General features: G+C 68.2%; 23 protein-coding genes. 7 read left to right on the plus strand and 16 right to left on the minus strand.

Annotated elements, in window-relative coordinates:
- Positions 1-106 precede the first annotated feature (106 nt).
- From EL266_RS10660 to EL266_RS10675, 4 genes are all read right to left on the minus strand, one after another.
- Positions 107-988, minus strand: a complete 882-nt coding sequence (locus tag EL266_RS10660) for an amino acid ABC transporter permease (protein WP_034515076.1) — start codon at positions 986-988, stop codon at positions 107-109.
- Positions 985-1,641 carry an amino acid ABC transporter permease gene (locus tag EL266_RS10665; RefSeq protein WP_026427293.1) on the minus strand — a complete coding sequence of 219 codons (657 nt, stop codon included), beginning with the start codon at positions 1,639-1,641 and terminating at the stop codon, positions 985-987. Before EL266_RS10665 ends, EL266_RS10660 begins: the two co-directional genes overlap by 4 nt.
- A gap of 81 nt (positions 1,642-1,722) precedes the next feature.
- On the minus strand, positions 1,723-2,730 hold the full coding sequence (locus tag EL266_RS10670; protein ID WP_026427292.1) for a glutamate ABC transporter substrate-binding protein: 1,008 nt from the start codon (positions 2,728-2,730) through the stop codon (positions 1,723-1,725).
- A 33-nt stretch (positions 2,731-2,763) separates the two neighbouring features.
- Positions 2,764-3,558 carry an amino acid ABC transporter ATP-binding protein gene (locus EL266_RS10675; RefSeq protein ID WP_408608498.1) on the minus strand — a complete coding sequence of 265 codons (795 nt, stop codon included), beginning with the start codon at positions 3,556-3,558 and terminating at the stop codon, positions 2,764-2,766.
- Positions 3,559-3,957: 399 nt separating this feature from the next.
- Here EL266_RS10675 and EL266_RS10680 point away from each other — a divergent pair, with 399 nt between their 5' ends.
- The 3 genes from EL266_RS10680 to EL266_RS10690 all read left to right on the plus strand — a co-directional run bounded on the left by EL266_RS10680 (position 3,958) and on the right by EL266_RS10690 (position 8,044).
- Entirely contained in the window at positions 3,958-6,324 is a 2,367-nt protein-coding gene (locus tag EL266_RS10680) for a hypothetical protein (RefSeq protein WP_126412330.1), read from the plus strand.
- On the plus strand, positions 6,321-7,052 hold the full coding sequence (locus EL266_RS10685) for a toll/interleukin-1 receptor domain-containing protein (RefSeq protein WP_084500890.1): 732 nt from the start codon (positions 6,321-6,323) through the stop codon (positions 7,050-7,052). The genes EL266_RS10680 and EL266_RS10685 overlap by 4 nt, the downstream gene beginning before the upstream one ends.
- A gap of 140 nt (positions 7,053-7,192) precedes the next feature.
- Positions 7,193-8,044 (plus strand): DUF2690 domain-containing protein, encoded by an 852-nt coding sequence (locus EL266_RS10690; RefSeq protein WP_126412332.1) that lies wholly within the window; start codon positions 7,193-7,195, stop codon positions 8,042-8,044.
- On the opposite strand, the gene EL266_RS10695 is transcribed toward EL266_RS10690, so the two are convergent.
- The 8 genes from EL266_RS10695 to EL266_RS10730 all read right to left on the minus strand — a co-directional run bounded on the left by EL266_RS10695 (position 8,016) and on the right by EL266_RS10730 (position 15,263).
- Complete coding sequence (locus EL266_RS10695; RefSeq protein ID WP_126412080.1) at positions 8,016-9,080, minus strand: IS630 family transposase; 1,065 nt, start codon at positions 9,078-9,080, stop codon at positions 8,016-8,018. The two genes, EL266_RS10690 and EL266_RS10695, sit on opposite strands and share 29 nt — an antisense overlap.
- A gap of 241 nt (positions 9,081-9,321) precedes the next feature.
- Entirely contained in the window at positions 9,322-10,239 is a 918-nt protein-coding gene (locus EL266_RS10700) for a TrmH family RNA methyltransferase (RefSeq protein ID WP_026427346.1), read from the minus strand.
- A 298-nt stretch (positions 10,240-10,537) separates the two neighbouring features.
- On the minus strand, positions 10,538-10,918 hold the full coding sequence (gene rplT, locus EL266_RS10705; RefSeq protein ID WP_026427347.1) for a 50S ribosomal protein L20: 381 nt from the start codon (positions 10,916-10,918) through the stop codon (positions 10,538-10,540).
- 28 nt (positions 10,919-10,946) lie between these two features.
- Positions 10,947-11,141, minus strand: a complete 195-nt coding sequence (gene rpmI, locus EL266_RS10710) for a 50S ribosomal protein L35 (protein ID WP_026427348.1) — start codon at positions 11,139-11,141, stop codon at positions 10,947-10,949.
- Between the two features lie 102 nt (positions 11,142-11,243).
- A complete protein-coding gene (infC, locus tag EL266_RS10715) occupies positions 11,244-11,879 on the minus strand; it encodes a translation initiation factor IF-3 (protein ID WP_084500919.1) in 636 nt (211 codons plus the stop codon).
- 296 nt (positions 11,880-12,175) lie between these two features.
- Entirely contained in the window at positions 12,176-13,711 is a 1,536-nt protein-coding gene (locus tag EL266_RS10720; protein WP_026427350.1) for a DUF6297 family protein, read from the minus strand.
- Complete coding sequence (locus EL266_RS10725; RefSeq protein WP_026427351.1) at positions 13,708-14,415, minus strand: ABC transporter ATP-binding protein; 708 nt, start codon at positions 14,413-14,415, stop codon at positions 13,708-13,710. Before EL266_RS10725 ends, EL266_RS10720 begins: the two co-directional genes overlap by 4 nt.
- A 29-nt stretch (positions 14,416-14,444) precedes the next feature.
- Positions 14,445-15,263 (minus strand): SseB family protein, encoded by an 819-nt coding sequence (locus tag EL266_RS10730; RefSeq protein ID WP_034515118.1) that lies wholly within the window; start codon positions 15,261-15,263, stop codon positions 14,445-14,447.
- Positions 15,264-15,456: 193 nt separating this feature from the next.
- Here EL266_RS10730 and EL266_RS10735 point away from each other — a divergent pair, with 193 nt between their 5' ends.
- Genes EL266_RS10735 through EL266_RS10745 form a run of 3 tightly spaced genes read left to right on the plus strand, consistent with a single transcriptional unit; the run spans position 15,457 to position 18,383 of the window.
- Entirely contained in the window at positions 15,457-16,131 is a 675-nt protein-coding gene (locus EL266_RS10735; RefSeq protein ID WP_034515119.1) for a CDP-alcohol phosphatidyltransferase family protein, read from the plus strand.
- Positions 16,128-17,060: a phosphatidate cytidylyltransferase gene (locus EL266_RS10740; RefSeq protein ID WP_026427353.1), complete on the plus strand. Its 933-nt coding sequence runs from the start codon at positions 16,128-16,130 to the stop codon at positions 17,058-17,060. Before EL266_RS10735 ends, EL266_RS10740 begins: the two co-directional genes overlap by 4 nt.
- A gap of 39 nt (positions 17,061-17,099) precedes the next feature.
- Positions 17,100-18,383 carry a lysophospholipid acyltransferase family protein gene (locus EL266_RS10745; protein WP_026427354.1) on the plus strand — a complete coding sequence of 428 codons (1,284 nt, stop codon included), beginning with the start codon at positions 17,100-17,102 and terminating at the stop codon, positions 18,381-18,383.
- A 66-nt stretch (positions 18,384-18,449) separates the two neighbouring features.
- Here the strand turns inward: EL266_RS10745 and priA are convergent, their stop codons facing one another.
- Positions 18,450-19,199: a bifunctional 1-(5-phosphoribosyl)-5-((5-phosphoribosylamino)methylideneamino)imidazole-4-carboxamide isomerase/phosphoribosylanthranilate isomerase PriA gene (gene priA, locus EL266_RS10750; RefSeq protein ID WP_026427355.1), complete on the minus strand. Its 750-nt coding sequence runs from the start codon at positions 19,197-19,199 to the stop codon at positions 18,450-18,452.
- A gap of 20 nt (positions 19,200-19,219) precedes the next feature.
- The gene (gene hisH, locus EL266_RS10755) at positions 19,220-19,858 is read right to left on the minus strand and encodes an imidazole glycerol phosphate synthase subunit HisH (RefSeq protein ID WP_026427356.1); all 639 of its coding nucleotides are present in this window, start codon (positions 19,856-19,858) and stop codon (positions 19,220-19,222) included.
- A gap of 190 nt (positions 19,859-20,048) precedes the next feature.
- Here hisH and EL266_RS10760 point away from each other — a divergent pair, with 190 nt between their 5' ends.
- The gene (locus EL266_RS10760; protein ID WP_331852922.1) at positions 20,049-21,614 is read left to right on the plus strand and encodes a serine/threonine-protein kinase; all 1,566 of its coding nucleotides are present in this window, start codon (positions 20,049-20,051) and stop codon (positions 21,612-21,614) included.
- A 43-nt stretch (positions 21,615-21,657) separates the two neighbouring features.
- Here EL266_RS10760 and EL266_RS10765 read toward each other — a convergent pair whose 3' ends face one another.
- Positions 21,658-22,371 (minus strand): hypothetical protein, encoded by a 714-nt coding sequence (locus tag EL266_RS10765; RefSeq protein WP_026427358.1) that lies wholly within the window; start codon positions 22,369-22,371, stop codon positions 21,658-21,660.
- On the minus strand, positions 22,371-22,970 hold the full coding sequence (hisB, locus tag EL266_RS10770) for an imidazoleglycerol-phosphate dehydratase HisB (RefSeq protein ID WP_026427359.1): 600 nt from the start codon (positions 22,968-22,970) through the stop codon (positions 22,371-22,373). The genes EL266_RS10765 and hisB overlap by 1 nt, the downstream gene beginning before the upstream one ends.
- Between the last annotated feature and the right edge of the window lie 20 nt (positions 22,971-22,990).

Consider the following 22,990-nt stretch of genomic DNA (forward strand, 5'->3'; position numbering starts at 1 on the left):
TGCCGCGTTGGCAAACGCGCAGGTCGGAGCGCCTTTGCCGCGTGGGACCCGGGCGCGGAGGCGGTTAAAGCTGTTCACGGTGGACAGATTCCGGGCGCTCGGCGCCTCATCGGGTGCGGGCCTCGATGCGACGAGCCAGGACTCCCAGGGCCCAATTGGCCAGCAGGTAGATGGCGGCGATGACCACGTAGGTCTGCAGGTAGACATCCATGCTGTACTCGCTGCGGGTGAAGGTCTCCAGGCGCCGTCCGGCGTACATGAGCTCGTTGTAGGCCACGACGTATCCCAGCGAGGTGTCCTTGAGGATGGTGACCAGCTGGGTGATGAGGGTCGGCAGCATCATGCGCAGCGCCTGGGGCGCCAGGATGAGGCGCATGGTCTGGCCACGGCTGAGCCCCAGTGCCTCGGCGGCCTCGCTCTGCCCCGCGTCCAGGGCCCTGACTCCTGACCTGAAGACCTCGGCGGTGGTGGCGGAGGAGCACATGATGATGGGGATGACGAGCATCCAGATGACGGGGAAGGTATAGCCCGTCAGCGGCGGCACGCCCAGGAGGAAGAAGTAGACGAGGAGCAGCATGGGGATGGCGCGCATGGCGTCGATCCACAGGCCGACGACCCCGCGCACCACGGCGTTGCGCGCCATGCGCGCCCAGCCGAGCAGGATCCCCAGGGGGAAGGAGGCGACAGCGGCGATGCCCGCCGCGATGAGGCTGTCGCGCAGCGCTCCCCCGAGGAATGCGACGGTGCTCTGCCCGAGGAAGTAGCGCCACTTGGGGTAGGCCAGCTCGCCGTTGATGCCGGCCTGGTGGAGTGCCAGGCCGGCGATGGTGGCCATGACAATCACAGCCAGGATGGAGCCGATGAGAATCCGACTGCGGCCCTTGGGGCCCGGGGCGTCGAAGAGGAGGTCCGCGTCGGAGGCGGCCTGGGGGCGCCGTCGGCCCAGGCGGGTTCCCAGTGCGGTGGTCAGTACTGCCGGGGAGGTCATGAGCGCGCTCCTGGGGTGGCGGTGACGGCCCGCTCGACAAGCGCGCCGATCTTGGTGGCGCCAAAGGCGATGCCCAGGTAGATGAGCCCGGACAGCAGGAAGGTGATGACGGCCTCGGCGTAGACGATGTTGAGCTGCTGAGTGACATTGGTCAGCTCGCGCACGCCGATGGCCGCGGCCAGCGAGGAGCCGATGAGGCAGGAGATGAAGATGTTGACCAGCGGCTGGATGGTGCGTGCGAAGGCCTGGGGCAAGACGATGGCGCGGATGATGAACCCGAAGGGCATGCCCAGTGCTCGGGCCGCCTCGATCTGCCCCTTGGGCACGGAGTTGACGCCGCTGCGCAGCGTCTCGCAGACGAATCCGGAGGCGGAGAAGACGATGGCGGTAACGGCCGACCAGAACAGGGAGATGCCCACGCCGACCCTGGGGGCGCCGAAGGCCAGCAGGATCATGAAGCACAGCGTGGGGATGTTGCAGGCGACTGTCACCCAGGCGGTGGCCAGTAGTCGCAGTGGCGGGATGGGGCCGACCCTGAAGACCGTCATGACCGCCCCCAGGATGAGGGCGCCGGCGTAGGCGAGCAGGGCGATGATGACGGTGGTGGCCAGTCCCCAGCCGATCATCCCCAGGTTGTCGGTGATGACGTCCATGCGGTTCCTCCTCAGGGGCGGTGCGGCGAGGGTCGGGGCCCGGAGCCAGGGCCGACGGCGGCTGACCCCGGCCCCGGGGGCTCAGCTGGCGGGCGAGGCGCTGTCCTGCGCCCCGGCGCTGGGGTCGGCGGGGGCGGCGGTCTCAGAGCCGGGGACGGATCCGAGGGCCGGTGGCTTGGGAGCGTCGCCGCCGGTGATCTCACCGATGGTGGCCTGCCAGATCTTCTCCCAGGTGCCGTCCTCGTAGATGGCGGTCAGGAAGCTGTTGACGAACTCCTGGGCGTCGGAGTCCTTGGGCAGCCCGATGCCGTAGGGGTCCTCGGTGAAGGGCTCGCCGACGATCTTGTAGGAGTCGTCCTTGGCGACGTGGGACAGCAGCAGGGCCTGGTCGACGACGTAGGCCTGGACGTGGCCGCTGCCCAGCGCGGCGAGGCACTTGCCGTCATCCTCGAACTGGACGGCCTCCGCCTTGGGGGCGTGCTCGCTCAGGGCCGGTCCGGAGGAGGATCCGGACTGGACGGCGACCTTGACTCCGGCCAGGTCATCGAGGCTCTTGATCTCGGTGTTGTCCGCCTTGACCAGGATGGCCTGGCCCGAGGAGTAGTAGGGGCCGGCGAAGGAGATCTTCTCGGCGCGCTCGGGGGTGATGGTGTAGGTGGCGAAGACGGCCTGGACCTGCTTGTTCTCCAGAAAGCTCTCACGGGTGTCGGAGGTGGCCTGGACGACCTCGACGAGACTGGCTGCGTCGTCGCCTCCGATGATGTAGCGGGCCAGGGCCTGGGAGATTCCGGCGTCGAAGCCCTTGAGCTGGCCGGTGGTGGGGTTCTCCTGGGAGAAGACCAGGGAGGTCTTGGTGCCTCCGGTCTTGAGCTTCCCGGTCTTCTTGATGGCGGAGGCCCAGGTGGAGGCGGCGACGGCGTCCTCGTCGGCCAGGGGTCCGGAGTTGATGGCCTTCTTGTAGGCCTCGGAGGCATCGCCGCTGGCGACGGCGTTGCCGTCGGCTCCGGTGTCGGAGCAGGCGGCCAGGACTGCGGCCACGGCTGCGGCTCCGGATGCGCCCAGGGCGGCGCGGCGGGTCAGGGTGAGCATGGGCGTTCCTTTCGTGGTGGCGGCGCGGCGCCGTCAGTGGCTCAGGACCTTGGACAGGAAGTCGCGGGCGCGCTCGGTGCGCGGTGAGGTGAAGAAGGTGGCGGGGTCGCCCTCCTCGACGATCTGGCCGGCGTCCATGAAGACGACGCGGTCGGCGACGTTGCGGGCGAATCCCATCTCGTGGGTGACCACGAGCATGGTCATGCCGGTGGCGGCGAGGTCGCCGATGACGTCGAGGACCTCGTTGATCATCTCGGGATCCAGTGCGGAGGTGGGCTCATCGAAGAGCATGATCTTGGGGTCCATGGCCAGGGCCCGGGCGATGGCCACGCGCTGGGCCTGGCCGCCGGAGAGCTGACCGGGGCGCTTGGCGGCCTGGTCGGCCAGGCCGACGCGCTCCAGGAGCTCATGAGCCCGGGCAACGGCCTTGTCCTTGGGGATGCCGCGCACGTTGATGGGCGCCAGGGTGATGTTGTCCAGGACGGTGCGGTGCGGGAAGAGGTTGAAGGACTGGAAGACCATGCCGACCTCGGCGCGCAACTGTGCGAGCTCGGCACCCTCCTCGGGCAGGGGCGTGCCATCGATGATGATGCTGCCGCTGGTGATGGTCTCCAGGCGGTTGATAGTGCGGCACAGGGTGGACTTGCCCGAGCCCGAGGCTCCGATGACGGCGACGACCTCGCCCTGCCTGATGTCCAGGGACACGCCATCCAGGGCGGTGAAGTCCCCGAAGCGCTTGGTGACCTCGCTGATGCGCACCAGCGGCAGTTCGTCGGACGACGTGTCAGGAGCGTTGTCCTGCGCCTGGTCGTGGGGGTTGGGAGCAATGTTCACGAGCACCTCGTCTCGTTGTGGGCGGATGGGCAAGGCTGATGAGCTGTCTCACCGACAGCAACAGCAACACATCCGCATGCGCACTGCATTCCCCTATCTCACGGCGTCCCGGGCCGACGGCTCTGTGTCCCTACGCAGGGGGCCGCCGTCGGTCGCGGCTAGTCGCCACAGAGGCTAGCACCGCGCGGGACGGCGCCGTCAACGCGTCCCAGCACATGGCGTGGCAACGACCGTGAGCCAGCATGCACCAGCGCCCAGCCCGATCCCCGCACGCCCAGGAGGATCGCCACGGAAGCGCGGATCGCAGGCAAGGCATCCACTGCCTCACTCTGGATACCAACGCTGTCCCACAAATACGACCTGCAACCGCCGGAAGAATGCTAGCGTAGTGGCATGTCGCCCCCTTCAGCGCCCACACCCTCCATCCTGGACATCTTCGTCGTCTGGAATCCCAAGGACCGCGTTGGCGAACGCGTCTTCTCGACGATCTACGAGCACTACCACAGCGAGGCCTACTCAGGCCTGGCCGGCGGTGCCATCGATGTGTACGCACGATCGGAACCAGCATACGGCGCCGATAAGCCCCTGCCCATCCCGGTGAAGCCGTTGGAAGGCTCGCCTTCCACCGGCCAGGACGCCGCGGAGTTCACCGTCATCCTCCCGGTCATCGGGGTCCATCTCATGGAGCAGGCGAGTAGTGGTCCGTGGGCGCATTACATTGTCGATCTTCTCAAATTGCGCAACGAACCCGATGACAAGGAGCGCCGGAGAATTGTCGTACCGATCCTACAGGACGGTGTCAGCACGATCGGCGCACCCAACGTAATATCGGAACTACTACGCAGGCAAGGACTCCACTACGACAGCCTCACCTGGTCAGAGAGGGTGGCAGCAGAGAGCGTCGAGTCCATGGGGGCTCTGACTCGCGACCTGAGCCAAATGATCGTCCAAGCGCTCCTCACAGATTCGAATGCCGACGAGCGGATCACAGTATTCCTGAGCCATGCACGCCAGGATATTCCCGAACCTGGTAGCATACACAGTCAACAGCAAAACGTCGTAACCGACGCAACCGAGCTCATCGACAAAACTCGCCTCAGAAGGTTTCTCGACATTCGTGATATTCAGGGAAACGACGACTGGCACCAGGCCATCGCCGAAAAGGCCAGCACCCACGCTCTTCTCATGCTGCGCACCGACCACTACTCAAGTCGCTCATTCACCCAGTGGGAGGTCCTGGATGCCAAGAGAGCCGATGTTCCCATTGTGAGTCTTACAGCCTTGGAGCACGGTGAATCTCGAGGATCCTTTCTCATGGACCACATTCCCACTATCGCCTACCCCGCATCACCCACTCCACCGATTCCTCAGGGTGCCGACCACAACAACGATATCGCCAATCTCCGCAGACGCGCTGTGATGACTGCATTGAACGCTTTGGTCGACGAGTGCCTCAAGCGAGCTCTATGGACAAAGCAAACCGTCTTCAGGAAGGCAGTCGCTGAATCGCTGTCAGCCGACAATACTGGCTTCGACGCGAGGCCTGTACATTCACCTGAACCGACAACGCTGGCCAAGCTCTTACGCGAGCACCGAGAAGATCATAAGGATGATAGAGAATTTTGGCTCATCCATCCTGATCCACCACTTCTCGCACCGGAGCACGAGACGATCCTCGATCTGTGCGAACTCGCAAAATACGAGCGGAACTCTGTGCACATTCTGACGCCGCGGACCTTCCTTGCCTCCGGAGGCGTTCTGGCTGACGACAAGCCTGGCGATGAACACCGAATCGCTGCCTCGCTCAACGATCTGGATGCTGGCCGTCCCCTGGCCCACTGGCGTTTGGGTCTCTCAATGGCTCTGAGTGAGGACCAGGGTGCGCTCGGCCTCAAGCCCGTCCACTTGGAACAAGTCGTTGCTGAGATCGCCCAACTGGTCCTACTGGCCGGCGGGTCTGTCACCTATGCCGGAGCGCTCGGGACTCATGCCCCCGATCTCACGTCAGCCGTCCTCGATGCAGTGAGCCAATACACCGAGTTCACCCTGCGTGAAGAGCAGAAATTCCGAGCACGGGAGGCAATCCCTAAAACATACCACCCCGGACCCATGTTCTATGTGACTACTCCCTGCACTCAGATCAAAACAAGTGAAGCACTAGAGCGTCTGAGAATGGCCCGCAAGGCACTCTGCAATCGGGTAAAGTTTGAAACGATCGACGCTTATGGTCACACTCATGATCTGGACGAGGAGAACGAGACTCTTATTTGGCCCGATTCCAGCACTCCCACCCAGATCGCCGCCGCAATCAGCGCCGTCCGCAGTCAACTGCCGCGGTTATGTCACGCCCGACTCGTTATCGGCGGAAAAACTATCCCTCGATCAGATTCCCATCCTGACGGCTACAGCGGATCGATGCCGGGAATCATCGAGGAAGCGCTGGTCACCGTGCGCGCCGGACAGCCTCTTTATATCGCTGGTGGTTTCGGTGGCGCGTCAGCACTGCTGGCCAAACAACTCGATCTTCCCGGCAGTCAGGATGACAAGCTTCCCACCACGATTGGAAAGATGAGTCCTGCGATGAGCAGTGCTATCGACGAGATTCGCCGCTCCTACCACTGGCGGACTGACATTGGACTGAGCGAGGCCGATGTCTCCCGACTGTCGAGGACGCATCGCCCCGCGGAGCTTGCTGGGCTCATTGCCAAAGGGCTCATCTCTCTCGCATCTAAGTCTACACCCCCTTCAGGAGAATCATGAAAAAGAACCACAACCATTCTACCCTTCAGATCTTTCTGAGTTTTGCCGAGGATACAGGATCGGAACGAGCCATCGACATTCAAGAGATCTTCGAGGGAGTCGGTATCAACATCATCGTCGCTAAGCACGACGTTGTTCCCGGCACCCAGTGGGACGACGGCATAGAGTCATTCTTGGATTCGAGCGACGCTCTCATCTGCCTCGGCACACCCGGCTTTTCCCAACGAGCCTGGTGCCAGCAGGAGGTGGGATGGGCGCTGGCACGCAGGCTGCCGATCTTCTGGATCTCTTACGATGTCAAAGAACTCCCTTGCGGACTGCTCGCAGGAACGCAGGCGCATACATCCCAGCCTAGCGATTCCGCAGAAGACGACGTTCAAGCAATAGCTGAATGGTGCTTCCGACTAGAACCCCTGAGGGATCCGCTCACTCAGCATCTCATCACGAGCCTTGCGTCGTCGTCATCATTTGACGAGAGCGATTCGATCGTGTCACTCCTTGCGCAGGCCTCTTCTCTTGAGAAGCAGAATTGGGAGCGCATCATCTCGATCGCCGCGAACAATGAACAGTTCGGTCGGGCACACCGATACGTGCATCATGGCTGGGGATGGCAGTCCCAGCCTTTGTTGGTCGATTGGTTAAAGGAGCAGATAGACGGCAAACCTGAACATGTTCGTAAGCCAAAACGAAAGAGCAATACAATGAAAGGACCACCAAGAGTCAAATAGAGGATCCGAAATCGCCGCACCCACCGTTGTAGCATTCAAACAAACCCGATCTTCTCGACACCTATCTTGCCTAGAAGCTGCCGCTACATAAAGCAGTTCGACCAGACAGATCATCAGTGAGGCACCGAAAGGGCAGGTCCATGACTCCATCGCGAGCCAATGCCGGTCGAAACATGAACAGAAACTATCGGCGACAGATTTTTATTGCACGTCAAGATCGAACTAATAAGTCTAATAGCGAAACCACAACAACAACAGACGTGTTCATAGCCCTACTAACCCATGCATCCGTAGCACTATCATTTGTCGGAATTCTTGTGAATTCGGACCAGAAGGTCGCCGACAGTCGTCAATTGGTGGAAAAAGGGGCTCCTAACTTCTCGGGAATCAATACTTTACTCGATACTGCATCAACATGCTTTAATGTGACAGTCGTGTTAATTATTCTAACTTCAGTTATTTCCATCACTGCATTTCCCCTCGTGCTTCAACATGAAAGCAACTCGAAGGCTGACCTGCGTCGCAAGTCGAAAAAAGAATCTTCTCGTTTTATTTACATTACACTAGGCGTATTTGTTAGCGTCTGTGCGGCGCTCACATTCTCTCACACTTTCTTAGCCTTAAAAGGAGAGCACCTCTCCAAGCAACCATATTGCCACCAGGAAACTTGCCTTAACAAAGATCCACAGGGAACTAACTGCGAAACTGATGATGAAAGAATCGATGTCGCTTCTGCGTCCATCGGTACCGACGGAGATTCTCCGCGCGAGATCGGAACTATCTCGCTTGTTTACTCCCCTAAGTGTGGAGCGAACTGGGGTCACTTCGAAATGATCACTGGCTACGACTTGACCTCATATCGTGATACTGAGTTTTTTATTCAAAGCTATGATGACAATTCGGGAAATAAGCGCGACAACAAGAGCGAAAGAGTAAGAGGTCAAGACTATGCTATGGCCGGCTTTAAACAAGGTTTCCTTCTGGTGGGGTGATTGGTAGGTGTTCGAAGTCGTAGTCGAAGGTGCGGCTAGTGATGTAGCTGGTGAACGCGGTCCAGGTCTGCTCGGGGGTGTCGCGTTGAATGTTGGCGATGTGACCTTTCGCGGTGTTCCAAACGTGCTCGGTGGGGTTGTGGTCCGGCGCGTAGGGCGGTAGGTAGATCGGGGTGATACGGTCTAGTGCCTCGCCGGGCTCGTACAGGCTGGTCAGGGCCTTGGCGTGGTGGAATCTGGCGTTATCCAGGACGACAGCGATCCTGTCGTTGTCTGTTTCGCGTGCCAGGCGAGCCATCGCCAGGATGATCTGTTCGGCGTTCTGGTTGCCCTCGATGGGATAGACCTTCATCTTCTTGGTGGTCAGGCTCAGGGCCCCGAAGAAGGATTGGGCCGAGCGCGTGCGGTCAACGTGGATCTTGGTGCGCTCGCCCTTGGGCAGCCACATACGACGGGTCTCGGCCTCGTGCTCCACACGGACCTCATCGACGGTGTACACCTCCCAGCCGCCGGCCAACAGGCCGGCGACCTCGGCGCGGATCTGCGCCATCCGCTCGGTGATGGCCTTCTCATCGCGGCGCTTGTCGAAGGGATCGGGCAGCTTGAAGCTCATGCCGGCCAAGCGCAGGAGCAGCTGGTAGGAGGAGTCCGAGGCGTACTCCACGCCGAACCTCGCACTGACCACGTCGCGCAGGGCGGGTACGTCCCAGAAGTCGGCGGCGATGCCGGACCGCGATGGTGGCTGGCTCAGGACCTCCTTGAGCTGCTCCTTTTGGGTGCGGGTGAGTTTCGCGGCGTTCTCATTTCCGGCGTGACCGGTCACGACGGAATGCAGTCTGGTGCGCCGCCAGTCCGCCAGCCATTCCTTCACGGTTCTCTCGCATCGGTCGACCATTTCAGCGATAACACCCACGTCAACGCCACGGGACGCGTAGAGAATCGCCTCGGCTTTCAATCTGACCAGGATCAGCGTGTCATTGCGCTTCTTCCATCCCAAAAGGACATCGCGCTCATCCGACGTGACATCAACCCGCATGCGCCCATTCTATACCTCGCCCGCACCAATATCCACCCAAGAACACACCGGAATACGGTTTTGTTTAATTCCGGCCATAGTCGCGGATGGACCGGTATGGTCGATGCCACAGCGGGAGGAGACGATGAGAGCAGTACCATCTACTGCGTTCACTTCGAGGGCACAACTAACTCTGGAGAGAAGGCTGTAGGCGACTTATGCAGCAGTTAAGAAAAAGACTACGATGCTCAATACTCGAGCGCTACCGCACTGCCCGCGCCGATGTGTAGAGGCACAGCGCTGCCGCGGCGGCCACGTTGAGGGACTCCGCCTTGCCGTAGACGGGGATCGAGACCACGGCGTCGGCCAGGCCCAGGGCCTCTGGCGGCAGGCCATGAGCCTCGTTGCCCAGCAGCCACGCGCTCGGCGCTGCCAGCAGGTCGCCGGCCTCGAACAGGTCGAAGTCCCCGCGTGCATCCGCCGCCAGCACGGTCAGACCCGCCGCGCGCACAGCATCGACGGCGTCGTCGAGCGCCACCCCCGTGACGACCGGCAGGTGGAAGAGGCTGCCCGCGCTCGCCCTGACCACCTTGGGCGACGTCGCCTCCACGCTGCCCCGTGCCAGGATCACGGCATCGGCCCCCGCGGCGTCGGCCGCGCGGATCATCGTGCCCGCATTGCCCGGGTCCTGCGCCTCCGCCAGAACAGCAACCAGCCGCGCGCCCTCAAGGGCCCGAGCCAAGGCCTCGCTGCCCGTGGCCTCATCCATGGCGACCACCGCCAGGACCCCCTGGGCGTCCCGGCTCATGGCCTCCATGACTGGGCCGCTGACCACATGCGCGTACAGGCCCGCATCCTGGGCCTCCTGCCAGATCTCCGAGTGCCTCTCCAGCGCCACCTCGGTCAGATAGACATCCAGCACCCGCTCCTGGGAGAAGCGCACCGCCTCCCTCACCCCCTGCGGGCCCTCGACCAGGAAGCGGCGGTGCTTGGATCGTGCGCTCCTGCGGGCCAGTCCCGCTACCCGGGCCACGCGCGTGGAGGCCGTATTGGTCAGGATCTCCCGGCCCGCCGCCGGGCCCTCGCCGATCGTGCGGCGCCTGGGGCCTCGCACGGCAGGGGCCTGCTCCTCGTCGTCGCGCAGGAGCTCGTCAGGGTCAAAGGGAGTCGAAGGGCTCATGCCGCCAGCCTACGGGACCCCTTCGCACGCACTCGGCAGCGATCGTGAACGTGCTTTTGCGTCGACGACGAGGGTTTGCCTCATTAACCCCCGTGCTAACCCCAGTGCGATGACGCGAACCCTCGTCCGATACGCAGACCCACGTCCGTGACGCGAGCAGGCGCCGGCGAGCAGCACCCCCGGCACCACTCCCCCAACCGCCCCATGCACCGAGCCCTCGCGGATGACCGGCGCACCAGTCATCCGCGAGGGCTCGTCTCGCGTGCTCCGGGCTATCGGGCCCGGCGACGCGGCAGAATCAGGCCTTGGGGGCGTTGACGTCCTGCGGCAGTGCCTTGCGGGCGGTCTCGATCAGGGCCGAGAACGCGGCGGGCTCGTTGACGGCCAGCTCGGCCAGCATGCGGCGGTCGACCTCCACCCCGGCCAGGCCCAGGCCCTGGATGAAGCGGTTGTAGGTCAGGCCCTCGGCGCGGGCGGCGGCGTTGATGCGCTGGATCCACAGGCGACGGAAGTCGCCCTTGCGGGCGCGACGGTCGCGGAAGGCGTAGACGCCGGAGTGGGTGACCTGCTCCTTGGCCTTGCGGTAGAGGCGGGAGCGCTGACCGCGGTAGCCCGAGGCCTTCTCAAGAACGGAACGACGCTTCTTCTGGGCGTTGACGGCCCTCTTCACACGTGCCATGCGATGACTCCTTCAGTGATGGGGCCGCTCAGCGGCCGAGCAGCTTCTTGACCTTGCGGACGTCGGCCGGGGCCACCGGCTGGTCCTGGGACAGCTTGCGCTTGCGACGGGAGGACTTGACCTCAAGCAGGTGGCGCTTGTTCGTCTGCTCGCGCATGAGCTTGCCGCTGCCGGTCACCCGGAAGCGCTTCTTGGCACCGGAGTGCGTCTTGTTCTTCGGCATATTTCTTCCTCTTCCTGGTCCTTGGCCGATGGGCCCGGGACTGCGGACCCCGCTCACGGTGGTGAGGGGGTGGGTCTGGGTGGTCGTCAGTGGTGGCGGGCCTCAGGCCTGATCCTGGGCCGAGGCGCCCGCGGCGGAGGGCTTGGCGCCCCTGCCCGCGTGCTTCTCGGCGCGGCGGGCGGCGCGGGCCTCCTCGCGACGACGGCGCTGATCCGACTTGACCTCGGCCTTCTTGCGGACCGGGGCCAGGACCATGACCATGTTGCGGCCGTCCTGCCGGGGGTGGGACTCGATGGTGCCCAGCTCGGCCATCTCCTCGGCCAGGCCCTGCAGGAGCCGGATGCCCAGCTCGGGGCGGGACTGCTCGCGGCCGCGGAAGCGCACGATGCACTTGACCTTGTCCCCGCCCTTGAGGAATCGCTCGACGTGCCCGCGCTTGGTGGCGTAGTCGTGCTCATCGATCTTGGGGCGGAACTGGATCTCCTTGAGCTGGGTGTTGGCCTGGTTGCGTCGGGCATCCCGGGCCTTCATGGCCGACTCGTACTTGAACTTGCCGTAGTCCATGAGCTTGCACACCGGGGGGCGTGCGTCCGGGGCGACCTCGACCAGATCCAGGTCGGCCTCCTCGGCCAGACGCAGGGCATCCTCCACGCGCACGACGCCGACCTGCTCGCCGCTGGGACCGACGAGGCGCACTTCGGGAACGCGGATCCGTTCGTTGATACGGGGCTCGCTGATGGCGGTTCCTCACTCTAGAGTCACGGAAGACCGCAGGAGCGGAGAAAGGCCCCCGCCCTGTCACGCAGGTCGGAGGCCTCGAATGAGCACGGCTGCCCGCACGGCCAGGGCCGTGGGACGACCGTGGAGGGCTGGTGCCCTCGCATGAACCCGGTCCCCTTGTTGGGATCAAGGTGGGATCTCTCCGCTTGCGCACCGGGGCTGGGCCCCGGCCGGTCAGGCGTCAAGGCTACCAGTGCCAGGCATCGTGCCCAAGGTGGCCGACGGCGCCGCCTGCGTGAGGCTGCCCACGCGTCTCATCGCTCCAGGCTCCCATCGCTCATCCCCCAGGCGATGACAAGGGCGGTCAGCACCGCCTGGAGGCCCAGCAGCAGCCACGACGGTGTGACTCCGGCCGCCAGCAGCGCGGTGGGCGCGGCGCACAGCACCGCTGCGTCGTAGCCAGCGACCACGGCCTGGCCCAGCCAGGGGGCGACGGGGCCCACTGGCGAGGGCATCGGGGGCTCGAAGAAGTCGGGCATCGGGCGCATGCCCGCGCGCAGCGCGGCCCCGCCCCAGCCCAGGCCCGCCAGGATCATCGTGGCGAGCACCAGGCCGGTCCGGGCATCGGACGGCCCCAGCAGCTGCGGCAGCGCGACCACCAGGGACCAGGCGCTCATCAGCGCGGTGGGAACCAGCAGGTGGCCGGCGCTCAGCGCCGTCGACCCGCCGGGAAGCTGCTCCTCGGGGCCGGGATCGAACCAGGCGCGCCGGGCCGGCTCGGCCACCGTCAGCACGGCAAGCCACACGCCCACCACATGCGCGCCCGCCATGGCCAGCGCTCCGGCTCCCGGGACCAACTGCAGCCCCAGGGCGATGATGGCGCTGAGCACCAGTCGCCACCAGCGCTGGGGCTGGCGCGCCAGGACGAGCAGATCAGCCTGGGCCACGGCCAGGGCCACGGCGAAGGGCCTGGGTAGGACCGCTCCCACCGCCGCCAGCGGCAGGCTACAGGGCCTGCCGGGCAGGCGCGGCTCCGGACTCAGGAGCCTGCCCAGAGCGCGCGTGTCCAGTGACTGGGAGGAGACTCGGGCGCTGTGGGCCCTGAGAGATACCTCCACCAGCACCGCATCGTGCACCTCTCCCAGCCGCGGGCCATGGCGTCGCCAGGCGGCCACGGCGGCAAGCGCCATGGCCGCCCCCACGGCGCCGGTCACGGCGTGAGCCGCCGCGCTGGTGGGGAAGGGCAGCGCCACAGCGCCCACCAGGGCCAGGCCCGCGGCACTGGCGGTCACGAGCTCCGGGGCGCGCCGAGTCCTGCCCTCAACCTGGGCCCCGATGAGGGTGATCACGAGCAATGCCGCCCCGGCTGCCATGGCGGCGCCCCAGGCCAGGGCGCCGCCCCAGCCAGCAGCGCCCAGGGCGGAGACGACCAGCCCGATCAGGGCTCCCGCGCAGGCCGCCAGGGCGATGAGAACCAGGGCGACGGGGCGCAGCAGCCCGACCCGCTCCACCGGCAGGGCGAGCCACCAGGTGGCCTCATGGGGGCGCAGGCACACCGGGCCCAGGCGCATCAGAGGCCGGATCGCGCAGACGGCCACCGCCGCGACGACGCTCACGGCCATCCAGGCCGGGTCCAGGCTCAGGTCGAGCCTCCGACGCTCGCCCAGTGCGGACAGGGTCGAGAGCTGGTGCGCCACGAGCGCTCCGCCCACAAGCACGGAGATCAGCACCGTGTAGATGCGGTCCAGGATCTTCCAGGTGCCCACCGGTTCCTTGCGGGACTGCCTCCTGGCCCAGCGGCGCACGGCGGCGCCATCAGGCAGGCCTGCCGGGGAGGGCGGATCACTCATGACAGCCCTTCGTGGATGGCGTCCACGCCCTCATCGACGCTCATCAGCCGGGTGTCGGAGCCCACGAGCAGGACGGCGGTGGCGCAGGCCGCCACCAGATCCGGATCGTGGCTGGCCATCAGGACGCCCCCGCCCGCCTGGCGCTCGGCGGTGAGGCGGTCGGCCAGGAGCAGGCGCGTGGTGTGGTCCAGGCGCTGCTCGGGCTCGTCGAGCACCAGGAGCCGACGGGGCCGGATCAGCGCGGCGGCCAGCGCGAGGCGGCGCCTCTGGCCGCTGGAGAGCGCATCGGGCAGGGCATGCGCCTGCCGGGTCAGGTCGAGGTCGATGAGGATGTCCTCGACGGCCTGGTCCGCCTGGGGCACCCGGTGGCCCAAGCAGACCAGGCGCAGGTGCTCGGCGACGCTCAGGGAGGGGAAGAAGGAGGCCTCCCCCATGTCTGCGGCCACCGCTGCGCGCTGGGTGGCCGACCTGGGGTCGGGCTTGAGCCCCAGGAGCTCGACCCTGCCGTCAAGGGGCTTGAGCATGCCGCAGCAGGTGCGCAGGAGCGTGGATTTTCCGGCGCCGTTGATGCCCACCATGGCCAGGACCTGACCGGGCTCCAGGGTGAAGGTGGCCGGGGCGCAGACCGGGTTGCCGTCGTAGCCGACGCTGACCTGCTGAGCCGAGACCAGAGTTCTCCCGGCCCTGACGGTCTTGGCTCTCATCCCCCTGTTCTATCACGGCGCCTGCGGGTTCAGGCCGGAAGCGGGCACAGCTCGACGGAGTCAATGACATCTCCCCAGGCGGGATCGACCATGACGTGCTGACAGGCCTCCAGGGTGGCGGCGACCCGGCTGCGCCCGCCTGAGGCGTCGATGCGGATGAAGACGCGCAGCTCCGCCCCTTCCCCTGGGGCGAAGGCCACGCCGGTGACTCCCGCGACCTGCTCCAGGCCTGCGCGGATCTCGGCCTGTACCGGCTCGTTGCGCCACGAGGGCACCCAGTCCTGCCCGGTGGCCAGGGCGAGGATGGCCGGGCGCGGCAGGCGCAGGTCGCGACTGGCAGGATCCAGGATCCACAGCTGGTCGGTGGACAGGCAGGCCACCTGGGCGGCTCGCGCCGGGTCCACGGGCACGGGCCGGGCATCGCGGCGCCAGGCCTCCAGGGCCCGGGCGCTGGTGAAGACCGGCAGGGCGCGGTGCCCATCGGGCAGGTCGACGGCCAGGGTGGCCGCGTCCTGGCAGGCGTCAGCCGTATGGACCTGGTGGGAGGGCACGCGCCCGGCCTGTCCGCCGTTGTCCTGACCAGCGGACGGGGTCGGGGCCTGCGGCCCGGTGCTCAGGGCGTGGGCGGTCACGGGGACGAGGAGGCGGCTGGCGGCCAGGGCGGTCCACAGGGCGTCGAGGTACTCGTGGCGGGGACGGTCGGTGGCCTCCAGGGCGGCGGTCACGGCGGGGTCGGGGGCGCCGTCATCCCCCGCGAAGGGGGTGGGCGCGGACAGCAGGCGCTGCATCTTGGCCCGCGCGGCCTGGGCGGCCGCCGCCTGGGGGGCAAGCGGGTCAGCGGGCATCATGGCCGGTGGCGCTGCGGGATCCGAAGAGGTGCTCACATGCGTCACGGTATCGGCTCCACGCCCGCCATGCGGATCCACGCGGGTCCATGCGGATCTCAGCCGCGGCGCAGTGCCCTGCCCCGCCCGGCCGCATGGGCAGTTCTCCGCGCCGGAATCGCCGCCATGGCGGGATCGAGCCCTCTAGCCTGGTGGCGTGGTTTCGCTTTACGGCTTGAAGCATTGGTACACGCGCAGACTGGGCCTCTTCGTCAGGGCATCGGTGCGCCGCGGCATCTCCCCCGATGTCTGGACCGCCGTCGGCGTGCTGGCCGCCGCGGCCGGGTGCGCCGCGCTCATCATGGGCTGGTGGCCCCTGGCCTTCATCCTGCTGGCGGCCAGGCTCGGCGGCGCGAATCTCGACGGCGCGGTCGCCCGCGCCCGTGGGGTCTCCCGGCCCTTCGGCTTCGTCCTCAATGAGTTGGGTGACCGCCTGTCCGATCTGCTCATCATGGCGGGGCTGGTGGGGCTGGCCCTGCGGCAGGGCGCTGGCCAGGGCACAGTGGCGCTGACCCTGGTGGCCCTGGCAGCGGCCACGCTGCCGACCTTCGTCTCCCTCAGCGCCGCGGGAGCCGGGGCTCCCAGGCTCAACGGCGGGCCCTTCGGCAAGACCGAGCGCTGCCTGGCCGCCGTGGTGGCCTGCGCCCTGCCCCAGTACCTGGCGGCGATCGCCTGGCTGATCATCGCCGGCTCCCTGCTGACGGCCACCACTCGCCTGGTGCGCACCGCCCGCACCCTGTCGGGGGCCACGGGTCCGGCCCTGGCCGACCTCTCGGCTCCCACCCCTCCCGATGACATCGCCCGACTGGGCGGCGACGGGAGCCGGCCGTGAGCCCCGCATCGGCCGCCCCGGCACTGACCGGGGTGGTGGACTGGCTGCTGGGTGATGAGCGCAGCTGGACCCTTGTGGTCCCCGGCGCCGGCTGGGTGCTCACCGGACGGGCGGTCTTCCTGGCGGCCGCGGCCATCGCCATCCTGGTGGTGGCCGGCATCGGCGTGGCCATCTCCGGCAAGGCGGAGCTGCGCCGCCGCTGGACGACGTGGGCCATCATCATCCCCACCGTGGGGATCCCCATCTGGGTGGGGCGCGGGACGACGGCGCTGCTGGCCGCCCTCCTGGCCCTCCAGGCCGTGCGCGAGCTGGCCCGGCTCACGCGCCTTCCCCGGCCGGAGACCGCCCTGCTGGCGCTGCTGGCCGTGGTCTATCCCCTGGCCGCCTGGCTGCGCCCCGGGCTCATGGGCCTGGCCCCGCTCATGGTTCTGGTCTGCGCCATGCCCGCAGTCCTGGCCGGGGATGCCGAGCACGGGGTGCGCCGCGCCACGATCGCCGGATTCTCCTCGGTGTGGATCCCCTGGTCGCTGGCGCATCTGGTGGTGCTGTGGCAGGACGCCTTCCTCATCGCCTTCGCCGCCGCTGCCGCTGATGTGGCGGCCTGGACCGGGGGCACCTTCCTCCGGCGCTTCGCCTGGGCCAGGCGCCCCCTGTCCCCCCTGTCCCCCCTGTCCCCCAACAAGACGGTGGGCGGCCTGGCGGGGGCCATGATCGGATCCGTGCTCATCCTGACCCTCCTGGGACAGATCACCCCGGGCCTGGTGATCGCCGTCGGCCTGGGAGGAGTCCTGGGAGATCTCCTGGAGTCCCTGGTCAAGCGCACCGCGGGGGTCAAGGACGCCGGCTCCTGGCTCCCGGGCTTCGGGGGACTGCTGGACCGTGTGGACTCCCTCCTGCTGGTGCTGCCCCTGGCCGCTGTCCTGGGATAGCGGCTCCCCCGTCCGTTCGATCTGAGAAAGGCCACTGATATGCCCTCCCTCCCCCAGCTGCCCGGCCCGGCCGACCTCGCCTCAGCCGGTCGCCGTCTGCGCTCCATCGTGCGCACGCCCCAGAAGGTCACCTGGCGAGCCGTGGCGCGCCAGCGCTTCTGGTCGGCGATCATCGCGCCCTTCGGCGGGGTCCACGTCGAGGGGGAGTTCGATACCGGCGGGCCCTACGTCGTCGTGGCCAATCACGGCTCGCATGCCGACACCATCGCCATGATGAGCGCCTCGCCCACGCTCATGCGCGTGGTCACCGTGGCCGCGCAGGACTACTGGTTCACCAAGGGCTCGCGCCGGGCCATCGCCCGGGGCCTGCTGGGGGCCTATCCGGTGCGCCGTGACGGCGAGGGCGCCTATGAGGAACTGCGCTCGGCCCTGGCGCCCCGGGTGGCCGAGTCCATGAGCGTGCTCATCTTCCCCGAGGGGACGCGCAGTCAGGACGGGCAGGTCGGCCACTTCCACTCCGGGGCGGCCCGGCTGGCGCGGGACTTCGGCATCCCGGTGCTCCCCGTGGCCCTGGTGGGCTCCCGGGAGATGATGCCCAAGCGGGGCGGCCCGCCCTGCTACTCCCCCGTGGAGGTGCGCGTGGGCGCTCCCATCGAGCCCAGCGAGGATGTCTCCGCGGTCAGCCAGGAGGCCCGCGACCAGATCGTGGAGATGCTCCAGCGCCCCCGCCGCCCGGTCCCGGTCTCCGACCTGCACACGGTGATCCGCCAGGCCATGACCGGCGCCAGGGGCGATGCCCTCATGTTCGCCTGGGGCCTGGCCGAGGCCGTGTCCTTCCCGATCATGGCCGAGATGAGCCAGGTGTGGCTGGGGCTGACCCGCCCCAAGCAGCTGTGGCGCCGGGCCGGATTCGTGGTGGCGGGCTCGGTGACCGGTGTGGCCATCACCCACCTGCTGACCCGGGCCGGGCACCGTCCACCGGCGCCGTGGACGACGCCGTCCATGGAGGCGGCGGCCTCCCGCTACCTGGAGCGCGGGGCGCGCGGCTACTGGCACCAGGCCCTGACCGGCATCCCCGTCAAGCTCTTCGCCGCCGAGTCGGGGCGGCGCGACCTCCCCCTGGGGCCGGTCCTGGTGCATGCCAGCGGGGAGCGGGCGGCGCGGATGGCCGCCTTCACGGCGGCCGTCGCGGCCCTGGAAAGGCCCCTGGGGCCGATCACGCGCCAGCACTACGGCCCCTACCTGCTGACCACCGGGGCCGTCTTCTCCACGGCACTGCACCGCATCATCAAGCACTGGCAGTCCCGGCCCAGCGGGCGCTGAGGCGGGCCGCGCCCCGCGAGCGGCGATGACCGCTCAGCCAGGGCGCTGCCCCTTGAGGAAGCGCGACTAGCGCAGGCCGCTGGCCAGTGGGTCGGGGTCCTGGCCGGCCACCTCCAGGGCCTGAGCCAGGGTGAAGTTCCCGTGGTAGAGGGCCTTGCCGATGATGGCCCCCTCAACCCCCAGGGGCACGAGCCCGCGCAGGGCCACCAGGTCATCGAGGTGGGCGATTCCGCCCGAGGCCACCACCGGGGCCTCAGTTCGCTGGCAGACCTGGGTGAGCAGCTCGGTGTTGGGGCCGGTCAGGGTGCCGTCCCGGTTGACGTCGGTGACCACGTAGCGCGCGCAGCCCGCCTCATCGAGGCGCTCCAGGGTCTCCCACAGGTCCCCGCCCTCTCGGGTCCAGCCCCTGGCCGCCAGGGTGGTGCCGCGCACATCGAGCCCCACGGCGATGCGCTCGCCGTGCTCGGCGATGACCCGCTCGGTCCAGGCGGGATCCTCCAGGGCGGCGGTGCCCAGGTTGACGCGCTCGGCCCCGGCACTCAGGGCCCGCGCCAGGGAGGCGTCGTCGCGGATGCCCCCGGAGAGCTCGACCTTGACGCCGACCTCCCCCACGATGCGCGCCAGCAGCTCGGCATTGGAGCCGCGCCCGAAGGCCGCGTCGAGATCCACCAGGTGGATCCACTGGGCACCGGCCTGCGCCCAGTCGCGGGCGGCGTCCACAGGACTGCCGTAATCGGTCTCGGAGCCGGCCTCGCCCTTCAGGAGGCGGACGGCCTTGCCGTCGGAGACATCGACGGCGGGCAGGAGTGTGAGCATGCGGGTCTCCTTCACGGGATTCACAGGGTGGTCAGCCAGTTGCGCAGGAGCGCGGCCCCCGCGTCGCCGGATTTCTCGGGGTGGAACTGGGTGGCGCTCAGGGCGCCGTTCTCCACCGCCGCCAGGAAGTCCTCGCCGTGGGTGGCCCAGGTGGCCAGGGGCTGCGTCGTGGGGCCGGGGCCCAGCAACGTGGCGGGGTCCACGGTGGCGGCATAGGAGTGGACGAAGTAGAAGCGCTCATCGGCCACGCCGTCGAACAGGACCGATCCGGCCCCGGGGCGCACGGTGGACCAGCCCATATGCGGCACGACCGGGGCGCGCAGGCGCCGTACCGTCCCGGGCCACTGCCCCAGGCCCGGGGAGGAGGCGCCGTGCTCCTGGGAGGACTCGAACATGACCTGCATGCCCACGCAGATGCCCAGAACAGGGCGCCCGCCCGCCAGGCGGCGCTCGATGAGGCGGGGGGCGTCCACCGCCCGCAGCTGCGTCATCACCGCCTCGAAGGCGCCAACCCCGGGCACCACCAGGCCGTGGGCCTGGGCGACCTCATCGGGATCGGCGCTCAGGGTCACCTGGGCTCCGACGCGCTCCAGGGCACGCACCGCAGAGCGGACATTGCCTGAGCCGTAGGCAAGGACGACGACGCGGGGGGAGTTCACGCTGCTCAGCCTACCGTTGGCAGACCGCGGTCCGGTGCCGCCGTCCGCGTGGCGGCTCTGGCGCGCCGCTCATCGCGCCCCGGCCTGGCACGATGAGCGGCCCCGGGCCCTCCAACGCTGAGATCGCTGAGATCGCCGTGGTCGCTGAGATGAGGTCGCGCGGACTTGTCCCATGGGCGATCATTCCGGGGTGACCACCGAGTTCCCCCCGCCCGAGACGGCTGCGCCCGAGCCGGATCCCGGCTCGCGCCCCCATCTGGCCGACACCCTGTCCACCCCTTACACGATCGCCGGGGTCCAGCTCCACAGCGTGCTGGGGCGGGGAGGATTCGCCACGGTCTACGCCGGCATCCAGGGCTCACTGGAGCGCCCGGTCGCGGTCAAGATCGACTCGCGCCCCCTGGACGACCCGCGCAACAAGCGGCGCTTCATGCGGGAGGTCCAGGCCGCCTCCCGGATCGCCGGGCACCCGCACGTGGTCTCGCTCATCGACACCGGCGTGCTGCCGGACGCCCGGCCCTACCTGATCATGGAGCTGTGCTCGGGCGGGAGCCTGGCGGACCTGGTCGCCAAGGGCCCCACTGAGCCGGCGGATGCCGTGGCCCTGGTGACCGCCGCCTGCTCGGGACTGGCGGCGGCGCATGCGGCAGGGGTCATGCACCGCGACATCAAGCCGGCCAACATTCTCCTGGACGCCTACGGCTCCCCGCGCCTGTCGGACTTCGGCATCGCCTCGGTCGAGCGCGAGGGCCAGGACCCCACGGTCACCCTGGAGTGCCTGACCCCGGACTTCGCCCCGCCGGAGGCCTTCATGCTCTCCCGCCCGGGCCCGCAGGGCGATGTGTGGTCCATGGGGGCGGTGCTCTTCGCCCTGCTGACCGGCCGCGGTCCCCGGCGCGGCCCGGACGGGGTGGCTCGCAGCCTGCCGGAGATCGTGCGCTGCCTGGAGGATCCCCTGGACCTGAGGGATCCCCAGGTGCCTGCCGCTGTGCTGCCCCTGCTGGAGCAGGCCATGGCCCCTGAGCCCGAGGACCGCTTCGCCTCGGGCCGCGAGCTGGCCTCAGCCCTGTACCAGGTGCGCGGCCAGCTCGGGGCGGGCCGGCTGACGGTCAGCGGCCCGCTGGCCTCCCTGCGCCTGGCGGAGGCGGGGCCCGCTGCCTCGGCGGCCAGCGCGGGCTCGGGCAAGAGCCGGATGCGCTCGGCGGGCTCGTCCAGGCGCCGCACCAGGCGCGGCGTCAAGCGGTGGCCCGCGGCCCTGGCCGGCCTGGCGGCGGGCCTGGCGCTGGGGGCCGTCGGGGGCTGGGAGACGGCTGCGATCATGCTGCCGAGGATCTCTCCGGCGCATGCGGCCAGTCCCGGGGCGACCAGCAGCGCCAGCAGCGTCTCCCCCGTCTCCCCCGCCTCCTCGCAGCAGTCCCCTGCCCCATCACAGGGCCCGGCCAATACGCCGCCTGCCGAGGTGGGGGCGTGCCTGTCGGGGATCGTGTCCGTCTCGGGGGTCTCCAGCGCCCGCGAGGTGGACTGCTCCGAGCCCCACCACTGGGAGGTGTTCGCCGTGGGCACGCTGGCGGAGTCCACCTCCGGATTCACCGATGCCGACCTGGCGGCCGACCCCAATGTCCAGGACGTCTGCACCGCTGAGGCGGCCGGCGCCCGTGGCGGGTCCGATCCCGAGATCACCGTGCTGGGCCCCAGTGAGGTGGAGTGGAGGACGACGTCGAACCGCGGGTTCTCCTGCGCCGTCGCCACCTCCTGAGGCTCCTGAGGCCGCAGCGGCGAGCCGCCGGGGCGACCGGTGCTCAGCCGCGGGGGCGCCGCAGGCCCCTGCCCAGCCAGCGCATGGCCTTGGAGGGCTTGACCTCGCTGGTGGACACCGCGCCGGGCGCCTCGTGCGCCTCCGTGATCCCCAGCAGCACGTCCTCGACGACCTGGTCCAGGTTGGCCAGCAGCAGCCCCGCGGCAGCGTCCTCACCCGCCTCGCCACTGACATAGCGGCGCGCCGTGATGGTTCCCGACAGCCCGGTCTCGATGCCCACATCGGTGGCCAGGTCGGCGGTCATGAGGATCACGCCGGCGCGCGAGAGCATGGACAGGCGCCCGGCGAGCTCGGCTGCCTCAGCGGGCTCGGAGTCGGCCCCGCCCAGAAGCTCGGCGACATCCCACTCGGCATGGGCCGAGACGAACTGCTTGACGGCGAAGGCGCCCGATGAGGAGGGCACCACGGTGCACTCCAGGTCGCTCATCGCGCACAGGGAGGCCAGGGCCTCAGCACTGGCCAGCGGGGTGATAACCACGGCGACCTTGACCGCCTTGGGCGGCTCCTGCTCGGCGTCACGCCCAGCGGTGGGCTCGCCGTCCTCGCGGTAGACATTGCGCGGGACCTCATCGGGCTCGACCCCGGTGCCCTCCTCCAGGTCGGGCTCCAGGTCGGGGAGGGACACGCCCCCCATCAGGGCGGCGAACTCCGCGTCCACGTCCCGCTCGGGCTGTTCCGGTGAGGGTGAGGAGGTCATCACAGCGCTCCCTTCGTGGAGGGGATCCCGTCGACGCGCGGATCGGGCTCGACGGCGGCCCGCAGGGCCCGGGCCAGGGCCTTGAACTCCGCCTCGGCGATGTGGTGGGGGTCACGGCCGGAGATGACGCGCACATGCAGGCAGATCCCGGCGTGGTAGGCGATGGCCTCCAGGACGTGACGGACCATGGATCCGGTGAAGTGCCCGCCGATGAGATGGTGGACGAAGGCCTCCGACTCCCCCTCGTGCACCAGGTAGGGGCGCCCGGAGATGTCGACCACGGCTGTGGCCAGCGCCTCGTCCAGCGGGACGCTGGCCTGGCCGAATCGCCGGATGCCCCGCTTGTCCCCCAGGGCCTGGCCCAGGGCCTGTCCGATGCAGATGGCGGTGTCCTCCACGGTGTGGTGGACATCGATATGCGTGTCGCCCGTGGCGCTCACGCTCAGGTCGATCAGGGAGTGCTTGCCCAGTGCGGTGAGCATATGGTCGTAGAAGGGCACGGAGGTGGAGATCTGCGTGGCTCCGGTCCCGTCGAGGTCGAGCTCGACGACGACGCTGGACTCGCTCGTGGCGCGCGTGATGCGGGCGGTGCGGCTCATGCCTGCTCCCTGGGTCGGCG

The organism is Actinomyces slackii (assembly GCF_900637295.1).
Lineage (GTDB): Bacteria > Actinomycetota > Actinomycetes > Actinomycetales > Actinomycetaceae > Actinomyces > Actinomyces slackii.